Origin of the sequence: Peribacillus sp. RS7 (assembly GCF_041956845.1) — a bacterium.
Lineage (GTDB): Bacteria > Bacillota > Bacilli > Bacillales > DSM-1321 > Peribacillus.
Map to the genome: position 1 here is coordinate 5,401,512 of NZ_CP168135.1, position 21,926 is coordinate 5,423,437.

The following is a 21,926-nucleotide window of genomic DNA, read 5'->3' on the forward strand; positions in this document are numbered from 1 at the left end:
AAATAATATTAACAGCACAATCTGAAAATCACTTGAAAATGTATCTGTTCCAAAGTTTACTGAAACCTAATTGTTCTGCAGCTAATTCTCTTAATCTATCAATCCTGTGAAATAAATAATTCATTTACAATTGATATCGGACCATTACGAAAACCTAGTGATGAATCATGAATCGTGACAACTTTACCTGGAGATAGATCAAGCATCTTCAATGCTGCTCGTATGAAGGCTGCCCTAGTATTCCCGAAAGACAAAGTCTAAAATTGCCTAAATACTCCCTGTTATAGAATCGACTAAACACTCAGCATTAAAAATAATATTCTCTCGCATTCGAAAGCGCTTCCATACCAAATAAAGAAAAGGCAGCCAATGAACTCATAGAAATACTAGGTTGCAGACGCCGGATTCTGTTGAGGTTTTTCATAAAAAAAACTGATTAACTATGAAGGAATAGCGGCCAGACAGTTCACAATTTTGCTTGAATAAATTTCTTTTCCATTAAAATTATCTTCTATAATCCCTGAGCACACGCATTTTCAATCATTTCATTTCCTCCAGTAACTCAGGGATTTCGCGGTAAGCATCACCTACCCCGGCAGCTTCCCCTTCGTAAAACTACATGCAGGACGATAGGATTTGATTGAGGGCATTGAATCTTACCTCTCAATTAACTGAGTGACAACCGCCTGATTCATTAATTGTTAAACCAGTTGATGAATCACTTTTTTACCCTCTAATTCCTGTCTTCATTAAAAGACACAGAGCTTAAATTGAATTATTATTTTACTTTCTCGAACCAGGAACTGGCTGTCTCTTTCAATACTACATTCAGTTCTTCAATATTTCTTTTACCTGTATCTTGTAACCAGGCACGTCCTGCTTGTTCTCCATTTATAGCAAATGATGCCACACCATCTTTCCAGGTTGCCCGGCCACATAACACACCGTTAAAGGAAGAACCGGATTCTTTGGCAAATTTCAACGTTGCTTGGAATAGTTTTGCACTTACCCCTGCACTTAAGAAGATAAACGGCAGTTCTGTTGCTTCACTCTGTTCCTTGAAAATAAAGGCAGCTTCTTCTTTACTGTAAACAATTTCGCCTGCCGCATAACCTTCCACAAAGTTCATATCTACCGGAACTTCAACTTTCAACACATCAACTTGATATTGAGGTTTGGAGAACTCCTTCATGGCCCTGATCACTTTATTCGGTTTAACTTTTGCGTACTCTTTACTTTTCACATCATTATTTCCAGCATCATAAGAGACTATTTCCAAGAAAAATGGAATATCTTCAGCCGCACACTCGGATCCAACACGTTCCATATAGACATGTTTATAGTTATTGATTTTCTCTTCTTCATCTACATCATAATAAAGTAAGAATTTGATAGCATCAGCGCCGGCTTCCTTTAAACGCTTTACTGAACATTCCGGTAATAAATCAGGCAACCGGCCCACTTCTGACGCATCGTAACCGGTTTTTTCATAGGCCACTAATAAACCTGCGTTCTTGTCGCGGACCTTTGCTGCCGGCAAACCATATTCTGGGTCCAATAGAATTGCGGTTGCAAGCGGTGTTAATTCCTCAGAAACCAATTCTTTGAAACGGATGATACCTTCATCTCCCACTTGACTTGCATCGCCAGCCGCAATCATTTTTTTCAATGAGCCACGTTGATCAATGGCTAATGCTCCAATCACGCCATTTTCATCCGATAAACGTTTAAGAGCTTCTAATTTATTTTTAGTAAGATCTAACATTTTCATTCTCCTATCAATCTATTTTTTCAACTTTTACGAAATCAAAGTACTGTTTAAATTTGTTTATATTAATAAAACCGGTTACGGCTTCCATGGTATTTAACATTCCTGTGGTCATAGCCGTTTTCAGTACAGACTCCACCGTTTGATTTCGGTTCAGTGCCACAGCTAACCCAGCAACGGTCGCATCTCCGGACCCTACAGGATTGACCACATCTATTTTTGGAATCGTAACCTGATAATAATCGTCCCCATGCCTGACAAAGGCACCTTTATCACCCATAGACACGACAATCCACTCAATACCCTTAAAAATCTCATGGTTTAACATTTGTTTCAAATCGATGATTCCAACTTCAGCTTTGAAGCCCAACAGCTGAGACAATTCCGCAGTATTCGGCTTGATGGCTAATGGTTTTTTCTCATGTAACAAGACTTGTTTTAACGATTCCCCTGACGAATCAACTATCACGGGCTTTCCCTTATTACGACTGATTTCAACCATTTTACGGTAATAGTGAGTTGGTAACCCTTTCGGTAAACTTCCTGAAATCGTAACAAGTGAAGCGGTTGTAAGCAGGCATTCGAATTTTTCTAAAAAAGCTGTCCCTTCTTCTTTGGATAACGTCGGTCCAGATTCTAAAATCTCTGTTTGCATTCCCTCATGAATAATGGCGATACAATTTCTTGATTCATTTTCGATTCTCAAAAAGTCATTGGTAATATTACTTTTATTTAATTCCTGAACAATGAAATCACCAATCGTTCCGCCTAACACACCTGTCGACAAGACCTCTTCTTCCATCTGTGCAATCACTCGGGCAACATTCAAGCCTTTTCCACCAGCCGTTTTTCTTACCGTTTCTACCCGGTTGACATCGTCAAACTTGAATCGATCAACCGGATAAGAAATATCGACCGATGGGTTCATTGTTACAGCTAAAATCATCGTAATCACTCTTTCTGGTTGTTGTTTAGGTTTGATAACGACAAACACCATTCATGTAAGTCTCGATCAAATCAAGCTCAGGATTAAACACAATAAAGTCAGCAATTTTCTCACATTCATTATCGAACTGAACACTCTTAGCAAGTGCAGTACATGCTTTATAAATGGTTTCTGCCGCAGTGGCAATACCTCAATACCTCATTGCTGATCCATCGGGTCTATTTTCTTAATAAATATCGAATTCTCCATCTTTAATTTCCAGAAAACCAGGACCTACCACCTTTTCCTCAAGAAAAAACTTATCTGCAAAAATAAATGTTGACATGCTTCTTTCCCCTTATTCTATAAAACTACTTAAGCGTTCAAGTACATTCTATTTACTCATATTCGTATACGGTTACGCCTTTAACTACACGATTTACCGTTCCTGTCGGTGAAGGTGTATCCGGTGTATTACCGACTTTTACGGAAGCTAGTAGTGAGACAGTTTGCCCAATCATGACAAAAGGTAATGCCAGGTAAACATCCGGTACGGATTGAGCATCTCTGCCGAATAAAAACGTGTTCCCAACAAACCTGGTTTTGCCATCGACTTCAATCGCACAAATGTAGTTGGCAATGTTATCCCGCTGCAATTCATTTAACATATCCAAATCATATTGACGTGTATAAGGATGATTGGAAACAAAAACAAAAACCAACGTTTTTTCATTGACAAATGATTTAGGCCCGTGACGGAATCCTAATGGCGAATCAAATGCGGTAACAATTTTTCCCGCTGTTAGCTCTAATATTTTTAACTGCGATTCTCTCGCTAAGCCTTCTAAACTTCCTGAGCCCAAATAAATGATCCTGTCAAAATCACGATTGATGATTTTTTGGATATCCTCTTCTCTACGAATAACACCTTCACCCATTTGGCGAATCGTTTGGACAATTGACCCTTTTTCATCCAATGGCAGCGGATCAAAAACGAGTAATGTTGTTAGTGTCATGCAAGAGTAGCTTCCGGTCATGGCAAATCCTTGATCATTGGCTCTTTCAGGCATCAATAATAAAAGATTGTGTTCATCACCTTTTGCCCTTTTCGCTAACTCGCCATCATTTGCACAAGTAATCGTTAACTGGTAGAAGTTCGTTACGATTTGTTCAGCTAATTCTATGGCAGCCACACTTTCGGGGCTATTGCCGCTTCGAGCAAATGAAACCAACAAGGTTGGGAAATTTACATTTAAAAATTCATAGGGGTTTGACACCAAATTGGTAGTCGGAACACTCAGCAATTCCCACTTTTTTTCATCCACTTTTCCTTTTAAATAAGGTGTGACAGTATCACCGACATAGGCAGAAGTACCGGCACCTGTAAAAATGACACGAATTCGTTCATGTTGTTCAGCCAGTTTTTGTAAAAATGCTTGAATCTCTACGTGTTTCTTTGTATACAATAAATAGGTTTCATCCCATAAAACAGGTTGCTGCTTGATTTCCTCTGTTGTAATCGATGCACCTAACGATTCTAATTTTTCTTTATCAAGTGAAAACATCTCCAACACTTCTCCTTTTTTAAAATCTCTCGAATACTCTTAATCCTGCACCAACGACGCCATTATCTTGCTTCAATGTGCTGATGCTCATTTGGCCTAAAATATGTTGTTGTTCAGGTAGCTGGTAGCTTTTTAGCTTTTCTTTCATTAACTTAAGCAGAAAAGGATTGTTTACGATGACACTGCCTCCGAAAACCATTTTATGTGGATCCACTATACAGGAAATCGTATAAAGTCCTTGAGCTAAGTTGTCAGTCACTTCTTCAATGATGGGTAGATATCCACAAGTCCCATTTGCATAGCCTGCAAAGACTTCTTTAGTGGAAATTTTTTCAACTTTCAAAGCCTTTTCCGCCAACTTTTCGATGGCAGGTCCAGCAGCCACTTTTTCCAATCGCTTAATTCCCTTATGGTCTGCCTTCGAAAGTATCGGTATCAACCCAAGTTCCCCGGCGAATCCGGCCCCCCTGAAAAATGAACCATTTTGAATGATGGAACAGGAGATTCCGGTACTAATAGTCACATATACAAATGTCTCGTTCCGCTTTACCTGAGCTGTCTTCCACTCGGCAAATGCCGCCATATAGACATCATTGTCAATACAAATCTGTTCGAGTCCGAATTGCTCCCGTATACGGGCAGTGATGGGGAACTGTTTCCAAGGTAAATTATTTTGAAAAATAGCTATGCCATTTTCACAATCAACTTTACCTGGTACACCCACACCGATGCCCTCTATGTCAGCTAGGGAAAAAGATGATTTTTCAAGAACTTGTTCCACTGCTTCTAATACTCTGGCAAACATATTTTCCCGATCTAAAGGATCACTTTTTACATCCACGCGCTTTAGCAATTCTCCCGATTCCGTAATGATACCCGCTGCAATTTTTGTCCCTCCAATGTCAATGCCGATTGCCTTTTTCATTTTCCTGCACCTCTTATTCCTATCCATCGTCTACTTTTTGAACAAGCGATTCCGAACACTTCATAAACTTTTCCCCACTTCCACAAATATTCAATTCCTTCAGACTTTTTATATCCTCTTTATATAGTTGGGTTGTTGGTACAAGTTTACTTTTAATAAAAACTCATAGCCAAAATACTATGAGTTTTTAAAATGTAAATTCAGTATAAAAGTGTCTAAAATATGCCTGCCTTCCAAAAACCATACTTACAATCTATACTTATTTATTTTACATCATCAATACTTGTTGGGTCAACCCAACAAGTATTGATGTCCTAGAATTAATACTTGTTGGGTCAACCCAACAAGTATTGATGTCCTAGAATTAATTTTAGATGTAAGTACCATATTGAATCCTGTATATTTTTTTGTTTATTTTCCGCCGGTTACTGCAATTCCTTCAATAAATTGTTTTTGCAAGAAGATAAATAAAATCAGCATTGGCAGTATTGCTAAAAAGGAGCCTGCCATAAGTATAGGATAGTTTGTTAAATATTGACCTTGGAGCGATGACAATCCGACAGAAAGTGTCATGGCTTCAGGAGAACTATTTACAATCATTGGCCACATCAATTCATTCCAGCTCCAAAGAGTAGTGAAAATACCCAAAGCAATCAAACCCGGCTTAGCGAGGGGAAGCATTATTTTCCAGTAAATTTGGAAATGGTTACAGCCATCTAGTCTGGCTGCCTCTTCTAGTTCTTTTGGAAGCCCCATAAAGAATTGCCTTAGCAGGAACGTACCGAATGCACTAAACAGACCTGGTACTATTACCGCCTGTAATGTGTTTAACCAGCCAAGTTCCACCATAATCATATATTGCGGGAGTAAAAATACTTGCCCTGGTACCATTAATACCGATAAAGCTAACATAAACAGAATATTCCTGCCTGGAAATTCAATTCGAGCGAATGCATAGGCGGCTAACGAACACAAAAATAGCTGCCCTGCTGTCCGGATGACCGTAATTATAAAGGTATTAAACATAAATTTGAAAAAAGGCAGAAGTCCAAAAACCTCTATATAGTTCCCCCATTGGAAATCCTTCGGAATTATAACAGGTGGAACATGAATAGACTCAGCATAAGTTTTTAATGAGGTTAAGATCATCCATAAAAAAGGCATGACCATGGCCATAGATCCAACAATAAGTACGAAATGGATAAGGAATGTCTTACTTGTTACAAACTGTCTCGTTCTTTCCAATGGTTCTCCCTCCTTTAGTCATAATGAACCCATTTTTTCTGTAAAACCATTTGAATTGCAGTAATAATCAGGATTACTATTAATAGTAGAACAGCAATTGCTGCTGCATATCCCTTATCGTTTAAAACGAAAGCGTGTTGATAGAATAAATAAACAACCGATTGTGTGCTTTCCAAGGCTGTACTACTTTTTCCAATCATCATGAATATTAAATCGAACACTTGAAAAGCTCCAATTAGAGAAGTGATGCTTACAAAGAAAATAACAGGAGAGAGCAGTGGCAGTGTAATTTTAAAGAACACACTGATTGGACCTGCTCCATCCATTTCCGCTGCTTCATAATAGGACTTTGGAATTCCTTGTAGTCCGGAAAGGAAAATAACCATGTTATAACCAATTCCACTCCAGATTGCTACCACAATAATCGAATATAAGGCAATTTTCGGATCACTTACCCACTGTGGGCCCTTGATCCCAAATAAAGACAAAAGATAGTTTAGCAATCCGTAATCAGAATTATAAAGCCATTTCCAAACCATTGCGATGGCAGCAGGCATAGTAATTACGGGTAAGAAATATAATGTGCGATAAACGGATGTCCCTTTAATTTTCTGGTTTAGGAGTACCGCTATTAGAATAGAGAAGATAATTCCAATTGGGACAGTGATAATAATATAAATCCCCGTATTCTTAAACGATTTCAAAAGGTTAGTATCCTCGAGCATCCGTTTATAGTTATCTAACCCCGTCCACTCATAATGACCAAATGCTCCCCACTCGGTGAAACTAAAGTAAAAGGTCTGAAAGATAGGCCACAGGTAAAAAATGAACAAACCTAACATGGTAGGAGCAATCATGAGATAAGCCCAAAAGAAGTCTGAACTTTTCCTTGTCTTCATTAAGTTAGAAACCTTAAGTTTTGTATTCGTTTTCACTTCAACCTGTAGAGGGTGCTCCTTCACTGTATTCACTCCTTTTAAGGAAAGAAGAGAAGAATGATCTTCTCTTCTTCATTTTTTCTATTTCTTAGATAGCGCCTCATTTGCCTTTTCTGTTAACTCTTTTACAGCGTCTTCTACACTTTCTTCTTCGCTCCAAACCTTTTTAAGAACGTCCGTTTCGTACTGCCAAATTTCTCCTGTTCTTATCACACTTGGCAGTGGAACGGAATAATCGACACCATCAATGAAGGCTTGAAGATTTATATTTGGAACGGCTTGTATCCAAGCATCTTGTGTATCATTATAGGCTGGAATAACCGTCCCTGTTTTCGCAAATATATCTGCTGCTTCTTTAGAGCCTAGGAACTGGACGAACTTCCATGAAGCATCTTTATGCTTTGTGTTAGCCGCAATAACATTGGCTAGCCCATGAATAGCAACCGCGCGCTGTTTTCCTTTTGGTACTACAGCAACATTTATATCAGGATTATTCTTATACTCTTGTACCATCCAAGGGCCATCAAACATCATCGCTACTTTTCCTGAAGAGAATAATTCAGAAGCGGCTGTTTCTGTCATTTGAGCTTGTGTTGGAGATAATCCATCCTTAATGAAACTAATATTATACTTAAGTGCATCAATGGCCTCCGGTTGATCAAAACCTACGGACTTACCATCGTCAGAAATAATATAACCGCCATTTTGCCAGATAAAATCATAATAGCCACCTTGGTTGCCCATTAATGCAGCATAGCCCCAAATACCTTTGTCTTTATCTGTCAGTTTTTTAGCGACTTCCTTTAACTTATTCCAATCCCAAGTATCATCTGGATATGGCACACCTGCTTCATCAAAGATTTTTTTGTTATACCATAAGCCCGTTGTATCAAAGTCTTTTGGAATACCGAATATTTCTCCTTTAACAGTATAAAGATCAATTAAAGATTTCGGATAATTATCTAAGCCATAGTTTTCTTTTTTTGCAAGGTCAGTAAGTGGGAGGATTACCTTTCCTTCTGCATATTTCTCAACATGGGCACCATTCATCCACATAACATCTGGCAACGCCGCTCCAGTTGCAGCAGTTTCAAGTTTTTGAAAATACTGGCCATAAGGAGTAATCTCCGTTTTCACTTTAATGTTCGGATATTTTTCGTTAAATAATTTGATAACTTCATCTATAGCAGTGACTTGCTTCTTATCCCAAAATCCATAAGTAATTTCAACTTTTCCGTCCCCTGATGCAGTGTCATCATTACTACATCCGGCTAATCCAATTAATCCTAAAATTGCAGTTAAAAGCATTATTAGCCATTTTTTCATCATGTTACCTTCTTTCAAATAAAATTTAGTAGATTTCTAACAAAATACTCCTAGAACACGAATGGTTTTGTGACAAATATCCCCATGATAGCCCTTACATTTATTTCAACCATTAAAACTTTTACTACTACATAACTGCGAAATAAGTACGAATGCTGAATTGTATAGGGCTTACCACCTCCACTAAATAAAATAGTCTCGGGAAATAAAACCAGAATGTGAACAAACTTTCTTTATATTGAATTTACACTCCAAAGAAAATGGGAGATGGTACTTTTCTCTTAATATAGGGAAACTACTTACCGCTTGGTTTTTCTTTTAAACTATTATAATAATCGTCAATATTAATGGATTGACCCTGTTTTAACCTTGACTCTTCAGCAGCAAATGCCATTAGGTGACTTCTTACTGAAGCAAGTGCGGAAGAAACGCTATCTAGTTTATTTCCATTTTGAATTTCTCTCAAGAAAGTTCTAATGATGCTGTTATCTCCTCCACCATGTCCACCAATGGGATTGTCAAATTTTATTACCGTTTCATGCTTGCTGAGAAAATTAAAGATTGAAATACTATTTTCCTCCATATTTCCACGTATTTCTCCTTTGGTTCCCATTATTTGAACAATACGTGTTTGCTCCTTTGTGAATCCGCACATACTAAACGTCGCTGTTGCTCCACCCTCAAATTCCATATTTACAACTTGATGATCCACCACATTATTATCTGAGCGATATACGCATTTTCCAAATGGAGTTTCATTTAACGCTTTTATTATCCCTTCATTTGTAAAGTCTTCCGTAAATTTCCTTGCCCATCCTTTTCCTTCACCAAGATAATACCTACCCGCATGAAATGGACATTCATGTTCAACAGGACAGCCATCTAAACATCTCTTCGGCGCTCCAATTGGTGCATTATCTTCCTTAAAGTGCATAAGCGAACCATATGAACTAATACGCTTACACTCCTTGTCTATCACAAAAGAAATAATATCCATATCATGACATGATTTTTGCAGAATCATTGGACTTGTTCTTTCTTTATTATTCCAATTTCCACGTACAAAGCTATGCGACATATGCATCACTTCTACATTTTCATTTAATTGCAGCGATACTACCTCTCCAATTTCCCCTGAGGAAATAACCTTTTTAATCGTTGCCCAAAATTCTGTATACCTCAATACATGGCATATTGTAAGATGTCTATTATACTTTTGGGCTGCTTGTTCCATCGCTATGCATTCGATTGGATCTGGGGACATAGGCTTTTCCAACAGAACATGATAACCCAGTTCCAATGCTTTCATGGTCGGTTTAAAGTGATTGCGATCAAGTGTACATATAATAGCTATATCTGCAATTTTTCTTCCTAGATTGAATACATCTTCCCACGACTCATAACAATTTTCATTGGAAACATTATGTTCTTGTTGAAATTTAGTTCTTCTTTCTTTATTCGGCTCAGCCACACCTGTGATCTTTAATTCATTAGGATAATCTAAGGCATAAGGCGCATAAGCTCTTACCCCTCTGTCACCTGCCCCGATAATTATTGCTGTCATTTGTTTCATGGTATACTCTCCTATCTTCCATTTTCCCGATCGTTTTCCTGATTTATTCCAAACGTTTTCCAACAAATTTCAAAAAAAGAACCGCTTAGGTTCGTTTTATGTTAGATGATTCCCGAAGGACTAATTCAAATGGCAATATGATTTTTATCGGAAGTTTAATCTTCCCTTCTACCATTTCCATAATAGTTTTAGCTGCAATTCTTCCCATTTCATATTTAGGTATTTCTACCGTCGAAAGCTGTGGAGACGAATATTTACCCATTTCAATATTATCAACCCCAAAGAAAGCGATATCCTCTGGAATTCTAAGGTTATTTTCTCTGACAGCTCTCATAGCAGGGATGGCCATCAAGTCACTCGCACAAACCATTGCTGTTGGTAAATGCAATGGATCTCTTTTAATCAAACTTTTCATTTTCTCATAGCTATTTTCCATTTTCCACTGTGTATTCATTACCCATTCAGATTGGATGGCTAACCCGGCTTCATCCATGGCATGTTGAAAACCTTTATAACGATGTTCAGCATACAAATTTTCAAAAGTTTCATTAACACCTCCACCAATAAAACCTATATCCTGGTGACCTTGCTTAACTAAATACTGAACCACCATTTTAATAGATTCCTCGCGGTCGTAGTCTACGATTGCTATATTTTTATCTGTATAAAAAAAGTCCAATCCTACTAGCGGTATATTTTGTTGAATATATTCGATAATGCTGTCATTAATCTTATCGATAAGAAGCAGTCCTTCAATCCCCGAATCATGTATAGTCTTTAGAAGTAGCGTCTCGTTTTCAAGTTCATCCCTGGTAATACTAATTAAGTTGTAATCATGATCTGTTAACACATCACGAATACCTGTATAAATATTTGCAAAGTAAGGGTTAATTTCCGCTTGTTTTGGATTGGCTACCCATCCAATTTTCATTGTTCTTATGTTATTCTTCCCTTGCTTGTTAGCAACTAAATTTCGTGCATGCTGATTTGGTATATACCCTAACTCCTTAACAGCCTCCCAAATTTTTGCTTTTGTTTCCTGGTTAACATTTCGTGTCTGATCATTTTGAATTACTCTCGAAACAGTAGAAATAGAAACACCTACACGTTCTGCAATATCCTTTAATCTTATCACTAATAAAACACCTCTTAATTATGTACTTAAGCGCTTTCTTATAAAGGATAACAAAAATTTTTATCCTTTATAAGAAAAACTTTTTGAATGTTTGTAATGTTTTTAAGAGTAGTTTTATTTCGTTCCATATCATACTCATTTTCGCTTAATGGTTAATGGGTTGTAGGTACAAGATGGATTAAAAAAAAGGTTCCAAAAAACTATTTTTGTCGACTTTAGCTTATAGTTGACAGAAAATTGTGACTAATATAAATATATACTCCTTCCATTAACCTGTCAACCCAACAACTTAAATTAATAAAAAAATTCGATTCCTTTATATTATAATGTTCTAGTATCTCTTTTCTTTCATGTTAGTGGGTTTTTGGTCTAAGTTGAATATAAAAAACTCATAGACACAATGCTATGAGTGCAAACTTTATGTTAGTTCCGTGTAAAAGCGGCAGCGATCGCCTCGTACAATGGATATACAAAATTCAACAGGCATTCCATTGATATCATAGGCTGTCCGTTCAAGCAACAGTGCCGGACGGCCTTCTTCTGTTTGAAGGTACTCACTTTCTTCAGCACGAATGAGGACGGGTTCAAATGCCTCTTTTGCTCTGGTTACTACGATATTAAATTGTTGTGAAAATAAATCATATAATGAAATTTCGCCAACTTTTTTAAGTTGCTCCGTATCTGAAACCACGTTTTTCGGGATGAAAGATGATTCCAAAATATACGGCTCATCGTTGGCACAACGAAGGCGTTTCATTTCAATGACATTCTCATCTTCTCCAAGCAGCAGCGCTTCCCGGATTTTTGCCGTTGATTTAACTTCCTCTATTTTTAGAATGATATCTTTAGGGTTCATTCCTTTTTCTTTTAATACTTTGCTAAAGCTGTAAAACCCCATCAATGACTGTTGCAATTTTGGTTTTGCCACGAAGGTACCTTTTCCTTGAATTCGGTAAAGGATGCCTTCCTGTACTAGCTCCTCAATTGCCTTTTTTGCTGTGTTCCGGCTCACACCGAATTGGTCCATTAATTGATTTTCAGATGGGATTTTATCACCATGCGCCCAATTCCCCTTTTCAATAGAACCCCTCAGCCTCTCCATTAATTGGTGATAAAGTGGAATTACACTTTCGTGCTGCAGTGGTTTCATTATAATAAGCCTACCTTCCATCCATACTAACATTTCTATAACAAATTATATCATCGACACTTATAGTGTCAACCCAACAAGTACAGTTGGCTTAGGAATTATTGTTAGTAGTTGGGTTAGCAGATTGCAGCCTCATTATATTTATTTTCCTATTAGTTTTGGTGAAGTTTTATAGGAATAGCAAGTAGTACATTTTATTGTTATCTTGGGTTATTGGCATTGTTGCTATGATTGCTGTTCTTTCTACAATTTTTCTCTTGATTTCAATTCGTTTAGGAACGATTACAAAAGATAAAATTAATTTCCCATCTTGAAGAAATTAAATAAAATGAAATGCCTATTGGCCCTTTTTTAACTGCCTGCCCCTTTAGTAACATAATAAAAAAGGTTGCATCAGCAACCTTCTTTTGAAGTAAGCCCTCTCTTTCATTAAATAGATGAAGCTGGTCTTATTCCCCCCCTAAGTTCGCCTCTTTTCCCTGGTGTAATACTTGTACCTTGTCTCCTATTTCAATGGACAATAAATCCTCGCCTACTACAACTGTTCCTTCATATGTTTCTTTTGTTCTTCCGGGCAAATCAGCATTTTCTTCTGTTAACCCACCCAATAATACAATATGTGAGTACACAGCGAGCTTTGGCTGTATTTGGCTAAAGACTTTACCTGCTTCCTCAGGTGTGGTATGAAGATCAAGTATATTGGATATTGCTTCTGATTCATTATCAGGTCTTGCGGCTGCAACCTCATGAATGACTACGTCAGCACCTTTAGCATATTGAATGAGATTTTCATTATAACGGGTGTCACCTGAGATGACTACTGAATGTCCTTTGTAATTAACCCGATAACCGAAAGCAGGTTCAATTGATTTATGGTCAACCTTGAAGGCTATCACCTCAATTCCCTTTTGTTTATACACAACACCTTCCTTGATATCATTTGTAACGATACTTGCTCCTTCATCGTTTCCATTCCCAGAGGAATCCCTTGCATCCAAATCGGCTTTAAATGCTTTATTCATATGTAACATCATTTTCTCTGTTCCCTTAGGTCCCCAAATGTTAAATGCTTGCGCTCTTTTCCCTCCTGTTGGCAAAGAGCCAGTAAGCCATACGTCTGGGATGCCAACCGTATGATCCGAATGCAAATGAGTAAGGAATAACTTGTCAACACTTCCTGGTAACATATTCGCTTTATATAATTGTAAAGCGGTTCCACGTCCTGCATCAAAGAGTAGTTTTTCATTACCAACTTCGACAAGGGTTGCAGGACCGGAGCGAGCCGTACTTAAAATAGGAGAACCTGTTCCTAATAGAGTTACTTTAAAATCCGTTTGCTCTCCAGCTGACCGGCCAATAGAAGGAAGTAATATTGATAATGGTAGAATTATTGAAACTACCAACAAAAAACTGATAGAGGTATTCCTTATTCTTTTCTTCATAGCAAATCCTCCTGTTAGAATATTTGACTTTACTCATGGAAAATCCATCCCAGACCTCCTTCTAACTATTTGTTTTCAATAAAAAACAATGTTTTATTACTGAACTCTGCAAACTAAATGCTACAACATTCTTAATATTCAGTCAATATAATCCATAGTGATTTTGGATTTAAAACATGTATGCTCTTTTAACCTATCATTCAGAACTAGAAGAATGATTAATTACAGGTCTCTGTTCGTTAAAGAAGCTGAAAATAATATTGATTTTATTTTGGTTCAATTGTTCATACTAAATAAAAATACTGTTAAAGAAGGAGTTTATATGCCTAATCAAAAAAATAGTAACCCTAACACAGCCCAACATAAAAATCAGGTTAGTCGTTTAAATAAAGAAAAGGATACATTCGATATAATTAACCAAGAAATGGAAGTGGATACAGATGTCAATGAAGATCCAAATCGGGAAAAGTTATTAGATGAATCAGTTGATGCTTTTCTACAATCGAAAGAAGAACAGCAATATTAGAAATCAAAAAAAGTGATACATAATTAAACTAGAAGACAAGATAAAGTCATTTCTCACCAATGGAAATCAGATCATTCTACCAAGTGGCATTTTCAAAAGGGCCACTCCTGAAGCTATTGGGGGCCCTTTTGTATTAGTCTTGTAACTCTTATTTCCTGACTTTCACCTAGCTCACGAGACGAGAAAACTTTTCATCGACACAATCCTGTTCTATTTTTAAATGGTAGGTTAGATTTTAAAAACATTATTATCTAAAAAAAGATTGGCAGTTCCTTCTTGGAGGACCGCCAGAAAACGCGAATTTACACGTTAAGGATGTTCTCTATTAAAAATCCCAATCTTTCAATGATATAAATCAAAAATTGGAATTTTATTAATATATTATTTGCTGATTCATTCTTTATAGAAAAGTTTGTTCGTTTTATGATGTCATATTGCACTAAAGCTCTCATTTGTTGAAAAAGACGATATAATGTTTAGTGTAATATTTGTATTCGCAAAAGGAGGTTCTTTCTTATGAATATTTTGGTTTTAGGTGCAACTGGACGTGTTGGGAGTCAATTAGTTACTTATGCCCTTCATGATAGACATAACGTTGCTGTATTAGTTCGCACTCCAGAGAAGATTGAAATAAATAATGAAAATTTAACGATTATCAAAGGTAATGTTTTAAATAAAGATGATATCGTCCGTGCAATGCAAGGGATTGATGTTGTTATTAGTGCACTGAATACTGATGGGACAACCACATTATCAGCAAGTATGCCACTAATTATCAAAGCGATGGAAGACGAAGATATACAACGAATTATAACTATTGGAACTGCAGGTATCCTGCAAAGTAGAACCACCCCAAATTCACTGCGTTATCTGTCAAGTGAATCAAAGCGTAAGTCTACCCGTGCAGCGAAAGAACATCATAAAGTATACGATATGCTTAAACAATCAACACTAGTATGGACTATTGTCTGTCCTAAGTATTTGCCTGCTGGAGAAAGTGTAGGTAAATATCGTGTAGAAGGTAATTTTTTGCCGGAGGGTGGAGTTGAAATATCTGTGCCGGATACTGCAGAATTTACATTTAGCCAAATAAAAAGTAGCGATTATATAAAATCACGTGTAGGTATCGCCTACTAATAATAGTCTTTTACTACTTGCTTATTGAACTAACCCGTTTATTGAAGAAGTAACGATGACTCAAGGGAATTGAAGTGACAAAGAAGAAGGGCATGAAATTCTGTCGACGCAATAAGAGATTAACGCAAATTATATTCGGGTGAACGATAAGTGGAAATCTGTATTGATCACTGCATCGTCTTTTCTTCAATGCTATATTCCCCCTCCAAAAATAGCTACATTCTGCCGGTCAGGAACAAACGCTTGCCCGTTCCATTTCAATATGTTCTGTACAAACCCTAGTGAGTCGGCATTGTACCTCCCTGCTATTCTCTGATAGGCTTCGAGCTCATATATGCCGTCCCTATTAAAATCAACCGGATACAAACCAGATAAAGGATTGACCCATCCTTCTATCGGCGCCTTCAAAACACCATTCTGGTTATAAATTTCAGATAAATATTCCTTCCCCTTATAAGTTAGGTCAAGAATGTACTTTTCATTTAGATAATGACTGTTCACCTTTGCTTTGTATTGATTTTCATAAGCCACATCATACTTATAGTTTTCATTGAATGCATCGGAATCAAAAATCGGCGTGAGTTTACCATTAGAATAAGAAAATACATACGCATAAATAGTACCAGCGCTGCCACCTGTATCAATGACCACTAAAATATCATCCCTCTTGTTACCTGTAAAATCACCAAGAATAAGGGTTGGATTGTATCCTGCATTATTTTTCAAAGGAACTTGTTCATATTGATTTGTACTCCCATTCCGGATGACTAAAGTTAGGTTTTTCCAAAATGGACTATCGGGGGTTTTATTTGCGGTAAGAAAAACATTGTCCTTTTCACCGTCCCCGTCAATATCGCCTTGCTTTGAAGTTACTATGGTTGATCTGTTCTGATTCATTTCTCTTGAAAGAACTGATTGGAGGCTCACTTGCATTTCTAGCAGTTCCTGTTTTGAAGGATATGGATTTCGGAACGACAAGGCGTTATCAATCGTTTGCAGTGCTTCGTTGGTTAATCCGGCTCTAATCTGAGTCTCAGCCAAACAATACCAATAATAAGGGTCATTCGTTTCTCGTATTTTTGTGGAATAGTAATGAAGCTCTTTTCTGATATCATACGTAACCATCTTCATCCCACCTGCCTTTTTATTCTCAATATAGAATTATATGCAGGAATCTAAGGAATAGCCGTATCTGCAAAACTTGAGGTGGGTAATATGAATTTCCAAAAAAAAATAAAAAATAAAGGAGAATGCAAATTAGACATGTCTCATTTGCATTCTCCTTTTGATTCAATTAAAGCGTCCGATTTTTCTACATTATCGCATTGCATAATACCATTCTATAAGCTAATCCGCTTGCTTATATTTATTAAATTTGCTAATATAACTGACGAACGTTCGTTAAATTTGAGGTGATATTATTGAAAAGCAATGAAATTAAAGAAGCCGCTCTAAAGTATTTCACGATTCATGGTTATGAAGGAGCATCCCTTTCTCTGATAGCTGAAGAAGTCGGCATGAAAAAACAATCCATTTACGCCCATTTTAAAGGAAAAGATGATCTTTTTCTAAACGTTTTACGTGATGCGAAAGAGACTGAGCTATCTTCGAAACTCCAATATTTCAGTAAAGTTGATTCAAAAAATCCTGAAAAAGATTTATACGGATTTCTACAATTGATCATCGATCTTTTCCAAAAAAATGAGCATTTAAAATTTTGGCTGCGTATGTCCTTTTTTCCGCCAGCCCATCTTGAAAAAGCTATCGTAGAAGAAGTCATGGATATCGAGGAAAAGGTACAGGCGATACTGGAAAGAAAATTCCAAGATTGGATCAATGCTAAATTAATCGTCGGAGATGCAGCAATAACGCCGACCTATGCTTTTTTGGGAGTAGTCGATTCCATTATGCTGGAGCTTGTATACGGCAATGATGAGAAACGGCTGAAGGATAAATTAGCAGCCTCTTGGAAAGTATTTTGGAGAGGAATTTCACAAAAATGATTTACATAGAAAGAGGTGTTAATACATGAATAAACCAATTAAAGAACAAAAGATGGTATTAATTATTCTTCTAAGCAATATATTCATTGCCTTTCTGGGAATTGGACTCATTATCCCCGTTATGCCATCTTTTATGAATATCATGCATTTATCAGGAAGTACGATGGGCTTTCTTGTTGCCGTATTTGCGGTATCACAACTTGTTATGTCACCATTCGCAGGCCGTTGGGTTGACCGTTATGGCAGAAAGAAAATCATCATTATCGGATTATTCCTTTTTGGTGTTTCAGAACTTATCTTTGGTGTAGGCACGAACGTATCCGTCTTTTATATATCAAGGATCCTAGGGGGAATTAGTGCCGCCTTTATTATGCCGGGTGTTACTGCATATGTTGCAGATATTACATCAGTACAAGAAAGGCCAAAAGCAATGGGCTATATTTCAGCCGCCATTAGCTTGGGCTTTATTATAGGACCTGGTATCGGTGGCTTTATTGCAGAATATGGTATACGCTTGCCCTTCTTCCTTGCGGCAGCCATTGCTTTTTTAGCATGCATTACATCCATATTCATTTTAAAAGAGCCTATGACAAAGGAACAGCTTGCAGAAGTTTCTGCTAATACTAAACAAACAAACTTTTTTGGAGATATAAAAAGATCACTTAATCCGCTTTACTTTATTGCGTTTATCATTGTATTTGTACTCGCTTTTGGTTTATCAGCCTATGAAACTGTTTTTAGCCTATTTTCTGATCATAAATTCGGCTTCACGTCGAAGGATATTGCAACCATCATTACAATAAGCTCAATCTTCGGAGTTGTTGTGCAAGTATTCATGTTTGGAAAACTGGTAGATATCCTCGGTGAAAAGAAGCTGATTCAATTATGTTTAATCATCGGTGCAATATTTGCGGTGGCGTCCATTTTAATCTCCAGCTATTTGGCAGTACTTGTAGTAACTTGCTTCATCTTCCTTGCATTTGACTTGCTTCGTCCGGCATTGACGACATTTTTATCAAAGGCTGCCGGAAAAGAGCAAGGGTTTGTAGCTGGAATGAACTCAACCTATACGAGCTTAGGGAATATCGTCGGACCAGCAATGGGAGGAATACTATTTGACGTAAACATCCACTATCCTTATCTTTTCGCTGCTGTCATTATCGTCATTGGCCTAGGTATTACAGTCATTTGGAAAGAAGACCGATTGGCAGCAAGCTTAGCGGAATAATTTGAAAAGCACGAGGCAGATTGTTCCGAATATGTTTTTTTTCAAAGTAGCTTCCTTTTTGAGCTGGAAAACTCTTAAACTTGAAAAGTAATATTATACTTTTATCTTTGAACAAAGATCCCTTGTCCATATTAGGCAAGGGATCTTATTTTCTTTAATTAAATTTAAAATATATCGGATATTCCTTATTTCTTTAAAAAGGGAGAACCCCTTACCCAATCGCTCTTTTCAGCAATGGGACTCTAATGAGAAAAAGAAAAAAAGAAAAGCCTATCTCACTTTAGATCAAGGAGATAGGCTTTTTAGCTTTTATATTATCCCTTTAATAGCGGCATTCTTACTACTGTCTTTTATCGCTTAAGATAGTCGCTCCAAATTAATCCTGAATTTATATCGATCAGCCCGGTAGACCGATCTGACTACCCCAAGTGGTATATTGGAATCCAGGGTGCTTCTTCGTTCAATCAGCAATACCGGGGAACCTTCAATTACTTCAAGCATTTCCGCCTCGTTTTTTTGAGCGATGGAGGCTTCAATCACCTGTCTGCCATGCTGAATTTTAAAGCCAAACGTATTTTGAACATAGTCTTGAATGGAGGTTAAGGCTATTTCTTCCGTTAAATCCTGGGCAAGGTCTTTTGGTATGTATAGTCTTTCATATGCCATCGGCAACTGATCAGCAAGCCTAACACGTATCAGTTCGAAAATAGGATTTCCTGCTTCAACCTCAAGCTTCGCAGCAAGATCATCATCGGCTTTGACCTCGTTAAAACTGATAACTCGTGTACTTGGTTCAAATCCTCTTGAAATCATATCCTCTGAAAAGTTTGTTAATCCTTGCAAGGGTTGCTCCAATTTTTGTTGGGCAACGAATGTTCCTTTTCCGCGCTGCCTATATAAATAACCATCATTCACAAGGTTAGAAATGGCCTGTCTCACCGTCATCCTGCTTATTTCATATTTTTCGGTGTATTCTTTTTCTGAAGGAATCATCTCTCCTGGCGTCAATTCAAGTTTTTGAATCGCTTCTTTAATCTCCTCTTCAAGTTGATAATAAAGGGGACTCAGAGAATTCTTTTGGATCATTTAGCGTACATCGTCCTTCCATAGTGAGGTAATTTTACAAGGCACCCTGATTGGAAACATCTCAAGCTAAAATACCGTTAGTAATAATCTTGTTCGATCCATGCTTTTTAACACGATAAAAATTCCTGTAGATTAGATTCATGTTTCTAAGTATCCAAATTCCTTTTTGTGAATTTCAATACAGATTCCCTTGAACGTTCAATTTCATTTTTATTTTCATTATAGAATTTTGAAACATACGCATAGAAAATAATGCTGACCGTTAGAAATTGTGCAAAAAGCGAACTTGTTGCTGCACTTCGGAATTTAGCCTCTGGTGCACGTACATGCTGGAGGGACATATCAACTTTTTCAGTTAATCCATTGTCCCCCAATCGTGATAAACCAATTGTTTTAATTCCATATGCTTTCGCTATATCAACGAGTTCCAGAATCTCTTCAGTTTCGCCACTATTGGATATACAGAAAAAAACGGTATTCTTTGATGAAGCAGCAAGCGCAGTGGCCGTAATATGCGGGTCTTGATTGGCACTTACAATCTTTCCTAACCGTAACCATTTCTGTGTAATATCTTCAGCAACGAGCCATGATGCCCCTAGTCCATAGACATAAATTACATCTGCACTCCTCATGGTTTCAATAATATTGTCAAGAACGACCTCATCCAAATAATGTGCAGTTTCTTGTATGGCTTGTACGGAGTTGGACACTATTTTATTTTTAATGGACGCTATTGGTTCATTAGGCTCAATGTCATGGAATCCTTTTTTCTCCGGTTGGGAAATGAGGGATGATAAAGAAACCTTTAGTTCAGAAAAACTGTTTACTTTTATGGAATGACAAAATCTCGTTACAGCTGAACTGCTGGCATTGGCATGATCAGCTAATTCATGTATCGTCATTCTGATAATATCATTTGGATTTTCTAAGATATATTGTGCAATTTTTCTTTCTGATTTTGGCAATTGGTTCAATAAACTTTCAATTCTTAGGATAATATTCTCGACTTGCATATGATGTAATCTCCTTGATTTTTACTTACTTTAACTGCTCCATTGCTATGTAGTAACAACCTAAGGTAGCAGATACGTCTTCTAAAATAAATTTCACTTTTGGTTTTTCAAGTTTAATATGGTTAATGTAAGAGCTTTGAACTAATGGTATATTTGTCAATATGCTACCTTTAATTGCAATTGTAACATTCTCGCTTAACTTTAACTTATTGATAACCTCAAGCGTCTTTTTGGAAAGGTGGTATCCTGCCTGACTAAGGATATTTTGCGAGAAATCATCGCCTGCATCCGCCTGTTGGACAATCAGGGGGACAAACGCAGCAATCTCGGCTTTCGTCGCGGAATAAATGAATTTCTTCAGTTCCATAACACTGTGGTAGCCCAGTTTTTTAAGTATTGACTCGGTTAAATGGCTATAATTAGATCCTTCATCCTCTTCTTTCGTCATTTTTATAAAAGCTTGCATCGCGATCCAATAGCCACTTCCTTCATCCCCAAGAATGTGTCCCCAGCCACCAGCCGATTTCTCAATACCATTATGGATGCCGATACTTACAGATCCCGTTCCGGATATGGTCAAAATGCCATCTTTTCCTTTTAGTAAAGCAGCATGAGCGATAATTCCATCATTTACAATGGTAAACGGGGTAGTAAATGCGCTGCTTATTGCACTTTTTATACCCTGTTGATTTTCAACTCCTCCATACCCAGCCAATCCTAAGCAAATGTAACGGCAACTTCCATTATTAATAGCAGCTACGCATTGTTCAATTGCCTGAATAATGTTAGCGATGGCTTGTTTTTCATTTATAAGCAGGTTTCCATACCCCGCTTTGCCTTCACTTATTTTATTACCCGCTAAATCATAAGCCACTGCTTCAGTTTTTGTGCCACCACCGTCTACACCGATAATATAATCCATATCATTCTCCTATTCAAAA

20 protein-coding genes are annotated in these 21,926 nt (G+C 37.2%); 4 read left to right on the forward strand and 16 right to left on the reverse strand.

The genetic code is table 11. The features are described from left to right. Positions 1-98: 98 nt before the first annotated feature. The 12 genes from ACDZ29_RS26685 to ACDZ29_RS26740 form a co-directional block, all read right to left on the reverse strand. Entirely contained in the window at positions 99-254 is a 156-nt protein-coding gene (locus ACDZ29_RS26685) for a hypothetical protein (protein WP_375089299.1), read from the reverse strand. 524 nt (positions 255-778) lie between these two features. After that, positions 779-1,765, reverse strand: a complete 987-nt coding sequence (gene lacD / locus ACDZ29_RS26690; protein ID WP_370015500.1) for a tagatose-bisphosphate aldolase — start codon at positions 1,763-1,765, stop codon at positions 779-781. Positions 1,766-1,778: 13 nt separating this feature from the next. Beyond that, positions 1,779-2,714, reverse strand: coding sequence for a tagatose-6-phosphate kinase (gene lacC, locus ACDZ29_RS26695; RefSeq protein WP_375091226.1), 936 nt, complete (start codon positions 2,712-2,714; stop codon positions 1,779-1,781). Between the two features lie 377 nt (positions 2,715-3,091). Next, positions 3,092-4,258, reverse strand: coding sequence for an SIS domain-containing protein (locus ACDZ29_RS26700; RefSeq protein WP_370015503.1), 1,167 nt, complete (start codon positions 4,256-4,258; stop codon positions 3,092-3,094). Between the two features lie 19 nt (positions 4,259-4,277). Further along, positions 4,278-5,183 carry an ROK family protein gene (locus tag ACDZ29_RS26705; protein ID WP_375089301.1) on the reverse strand — a complete coding sequence of 302 codons (906 nt, stop codon included), beginning with the start codon at positions 5,181-5,183 and terminating at the stop codon, positions 4,278-4,280. Positions 5,184-5,594: 411 nt separating this feature from the next. Continuing rightward, positions 5,595-6,359 carry a carbohydrate ABC transporter permease gene (locus ACDZ29_RS26710; RefSeq protein WP_370017063.1) on the reverse strand — a complete coding sequence of 255 codons (765 nt, stop codon included), beginning with the start codon at positions 6,357-6,359 and terminating at the stop codon, positions 5,595-5,597. A gap of 83 nt (positions 6,360-6,442) precedes the next feature. Next, entirely contained in the window at positions 6,443-7,327 is an 885-nt protein-coding gene (locus ACDZ29_RS26715; protein WP_370017064.1) for a carbohydrate ABC transporter permease, read from the reverse strand. Between the two features lie 120 nt (positions 7,328-7,447). Then, positions 7,448-8,692 carry a sugar ABC transporter substrate-binding protein gene (locus ACDZ29_RS26720; protein ID WP_370015506.1) on the reverse strand — a complete coding sequence of 415 codons (1,245 nt, stop codon included), beginning with the start codon at positions 8,690-8,692 and terminating at the stop codon, positions 7,448-7,450. A gap of 295 nt (positions 8,693-8,987) precedes the next feature. Then, positions 8,988-10,265: a Gfo/Idh/MocA family protein gene (locus tag ACDZ29_RS26725; RefSeq protein WP_370015507.1), complete on the reverse strand. Its 1,278-nt coding sequence runs from the start codon at positions 10,263-10,265 to the stop codon at positions 8,988-8,990. A gap of 85 nt (positions 10,266-10,350) precedes the next feature. Further along, entirely contained in the window at positions 10,351-11,400 is a 1,050-nt protein-coding gene (locus tag ACDZ29_RS26730; RefSeq protein WP_370015509.1) for a LacI family DNA-binding transcriptional regulator, read from the reverse strand. A 418-nt stretch (positions 11,401-11,818) separates the two neighbouring features. Then, on the reverse strand, positions 11,819-12,550 hold the full coding sequence (locus tag ACDZ29_RS26735; RefSeq protein ID WP_375089302.1) for a GntR family transcriptional regulator: 732 nt from the start codon (positions 12,548-12,550) through the stop codon (positions 11,819-11,821). Between the two features lie 449 nt (positions 12,551-12,999). Beyond that, positions 13,000-13,992 (reverse strand): MBL fold metallo-hydrolase, encoded by a 993-nt coding sequence (locus ACDZ29_RS26740; RefSeq protein WP_375089303.1) that lies wholly within the window; start codon positions 13,990-13,992, stop codon positions 13,000-13,002. 214 nt (positions 13,993-14,206) lie between these two features. Here ACDZ29_RS26740 and ACDZ29_RS26745 point away from each other — a divergent pair, with 214 nt between their 5' ends. After that, positions 14,207-14,518, forward strand: coding sequence for a hypothetical protein (locus ACDZ29_RS26745; RefSeq protein ID WP_375089304.1), 312 nt, complete (start codon positions 14,207-14,209; stop codon positions 14,516-14,518). A 516-nt stretch (positions 14,519-15,034) separates the two neighbouring features. After that, on the forward strand, positions 15,035-15,655 hold the full coding sequence (locus ACDZ29_RS26750; protein WP_375089306.1) for an NAD(P)-dependent oxidoreductase: 621 nt from the start codon (positions 15,035-15,037) through the stop codon (positions 15,653-15,655). Between the two features lie 192 nt (positions 15,656-15,847). Here the strand turns inward: ACDZ29_RS26750 and ACDZ29_RS26755 are convergent, their stop codons facing one another. After that, positions 15,848-16,588: a VCBS repeat-containing protein gene (locus ACDZ29_RS26755; protein ID WP_375091227.1), complete on the reverse strand. Its 741-nt coding sequence runs from the start codon at positions 16,586-16,588 to the stop codon at positions 15,848-15,850. A gap of 488 nt (positions 16,589-17,076) precedes the next feature. Here ACDZ29_RS26755 and ACDZ29_RS26760 point away from each other — a divergent pair, with 488 nt between their 5' ends. Further along, positions 17,077-17,658, forward strand: coding sequence for a TetR/AcrR family transcriptional regulator (locus ACDZ29_RS26760; protein WP_289315956.1), 582 nt, complete (start codon positions 17,077-17,079; stop codon positions 17,656-17,658). Between the two features lie 25 nt (positions 17,659-17,683). Then, complete coding sequence (locus tag ACDZ29_RS26765) at positions 17,684-18,886, forward strand: MFS transporter (RefSeq protein ID WP_375089308.1); 1,203 nt, start codon at positions 17,684-17,686, stop codon at positions 18,884-18,886. Between the two features lie 357 nt (positions 18,887-19,243). Here ACDZ29_RS26765 and ACDZ29_RS26770 read toward each other — a convergent pair whose 3' ends face one another. From ACDZ29_RS26770 to ACDZ29_RS26780, 3 genes are all read right to left on the reverse strand, one after another. Beyond that, a complete protein-coding gene (locus ACDZ29_RS26770; protein WP_375089310.1) occupies positions 19,244-19,972 on the reverse strand; it encodes a GntR family transcriptional regulator in 729 nt (242 codons plus the stop codon). A 146-nt stretch (positions 19,973-20,118) separates the two neighbouring features. Next, positions 20,119-20,985, reverse strand: coding sequence for a MurR/RpiR family transcriptional regulator (locus tag ACDZ29_RS26775; RefSeq protein ID WP_289315953.1), 867 nt, complete (start codon positions 20,983-20,985; stop codon positions 20,119-20,121). 25 nt (positions 20,986-21,010) lie between these two features. Continuing rightward, entirely contained in the window at positions 21,011-21,907 is an 897-nt protein-coding gene (locus ACDZ29_RS26780) for an N-acetylglucosamine kinase (RefSeq protein WP_375089312.1), read from the reverse strand. Positions 21,908-21,926: the final 19 nt, after the last annotated feature.

What these genes read in the sequence shown, in the direction of transcription:
- ACDZ29_RS26765 (WP_375089308.1), top strand. Translation starts at nt 17,684, where the DNA reads ATGAATAAACCAATTAAAGAACAAAAGATGGTATTAATTATTCTTCTA.
- ACDZ29_RS26750 (WP_375089306.1), top strand. Translation starts at nt 15,035, where the DNA reads ATGAATATTTTGGTTTTAGGTGCAACTGGACGTGTTGGGAGTCAATTA.
- ACDZ29_RS26715 (WP_370017064.1), bottom strand. Translation starts at nt 7,327, where the DNA reads ATGAAGACAAGGAAAAGTTCAGACTTCTTTTGGGCTTATCTCATGATT.
- ACDZ29_RS26770 (WP_375089310.1), bottom strand. Translation starts at nt 19,972, where the DNA reads ATGATCCAAAAGAATTCTCTGAGTCCCCTTTATTATCAACTTGAAGAG.
- ACDZ29_RS26780 (WP_375089312.1), bottom strand. Translation starts at nt 21,907, where the DNA reads ATGGATTATATTATCGGTGTAGACGGTGGTGGCACAAAAACTGAAGCA.
- ACDZ29_RS26705 (WP_375089301.1), bottom strand. Translation starts at nt 5,183, where the DNA reads ATGAAAAAGGCAATCGGCATTGACATTGGAGGGACAAAAATTGCAGCG.
- ACDZ29_RS26710 (WP_370017063.1), bottom strand. Translation starts at nt 6,359, where the DNA reads ATGGCCATGGTCATGCCTTTTTTATGGATGATCTTAACCTCATTAAAA.
- lacD (WP_370015500.1), bottom strand. Translation starts at nt 1,765, where the DNA reads ATGTTAGATCTTACTAAAAATAAATTAGAAGCTCTTAAACGTTTATCG.
- ACDZ29_RS26775 (WP_289315953.1), bottom strand. Translation starts at nt 20,985, where the DNA reads ATGCAAGTCGAGAATATTATCCTAAGAATTGAAAGTTTATTGAACCAA.
- ACDZ29_RS26725 (WP_370015507.1), bottom strand. Translation starts at nt 10,265, where the DNA reads ATGAAACAAATGACAGCAATAATTATCGGGGCAGGTGACAGAGGGGTA.
- ACDZ29_RS26740 (WP_375089303.1), bottom strand. Translation starts at nt 13,992, where the DNA reads ATGAAGAAAAGAATAAGGAATACCTCTATCAGTTTTTTGTTGGTAGTT.
- ACDZ29_RS26720 (WP_370015506.1), bottom strand. Translation starts at nt 8,692, where the DNA reads ATGAAAAAATGGCTAATAATGCTTTTAACTGCAATTTTAGGATTAATT.
- lacC (WP_375091226.1), bottom strand. Translation starts at nt 2,714, where the DNA reads ATGATTTTAGCTGTAACAATGAACCCATCGGTCGATATTTCTTATCCG.
- ACDZ29_RS26700 (WP_370015503.1), bottom strand. Translation starts at nt 4,258, where the DNA reads ATGTTTTCACTTGATAAAGAAAAATTAGAATCGTTAGGTGCATCGATT.
- ACDZ29_RS26735 (WP_375089302.1), bottom strand. Translation starts at nt 12,550, where the DNA reads ATGAAACCACTGCAGCACGAAAGTGTAATTCCACTTTATCACCAATTA.
- ACDZ29_RS26745 (WP_375089304.1), top strand. Translation starts at nt 14,207, where the DNA reads ATGATTAATTACAGGTCTCTGTTCGTTAAAGAAGCTGAAAATAATATT.
- ACDZ29_RS26755 (WP_375091227.1), bottom strand. Translation starts at nt 16,588, where the DNA reads ATGCAAGTGAGCCTCCAATCAGTTCTTTCAAGAGAAATGAATCAGAAC.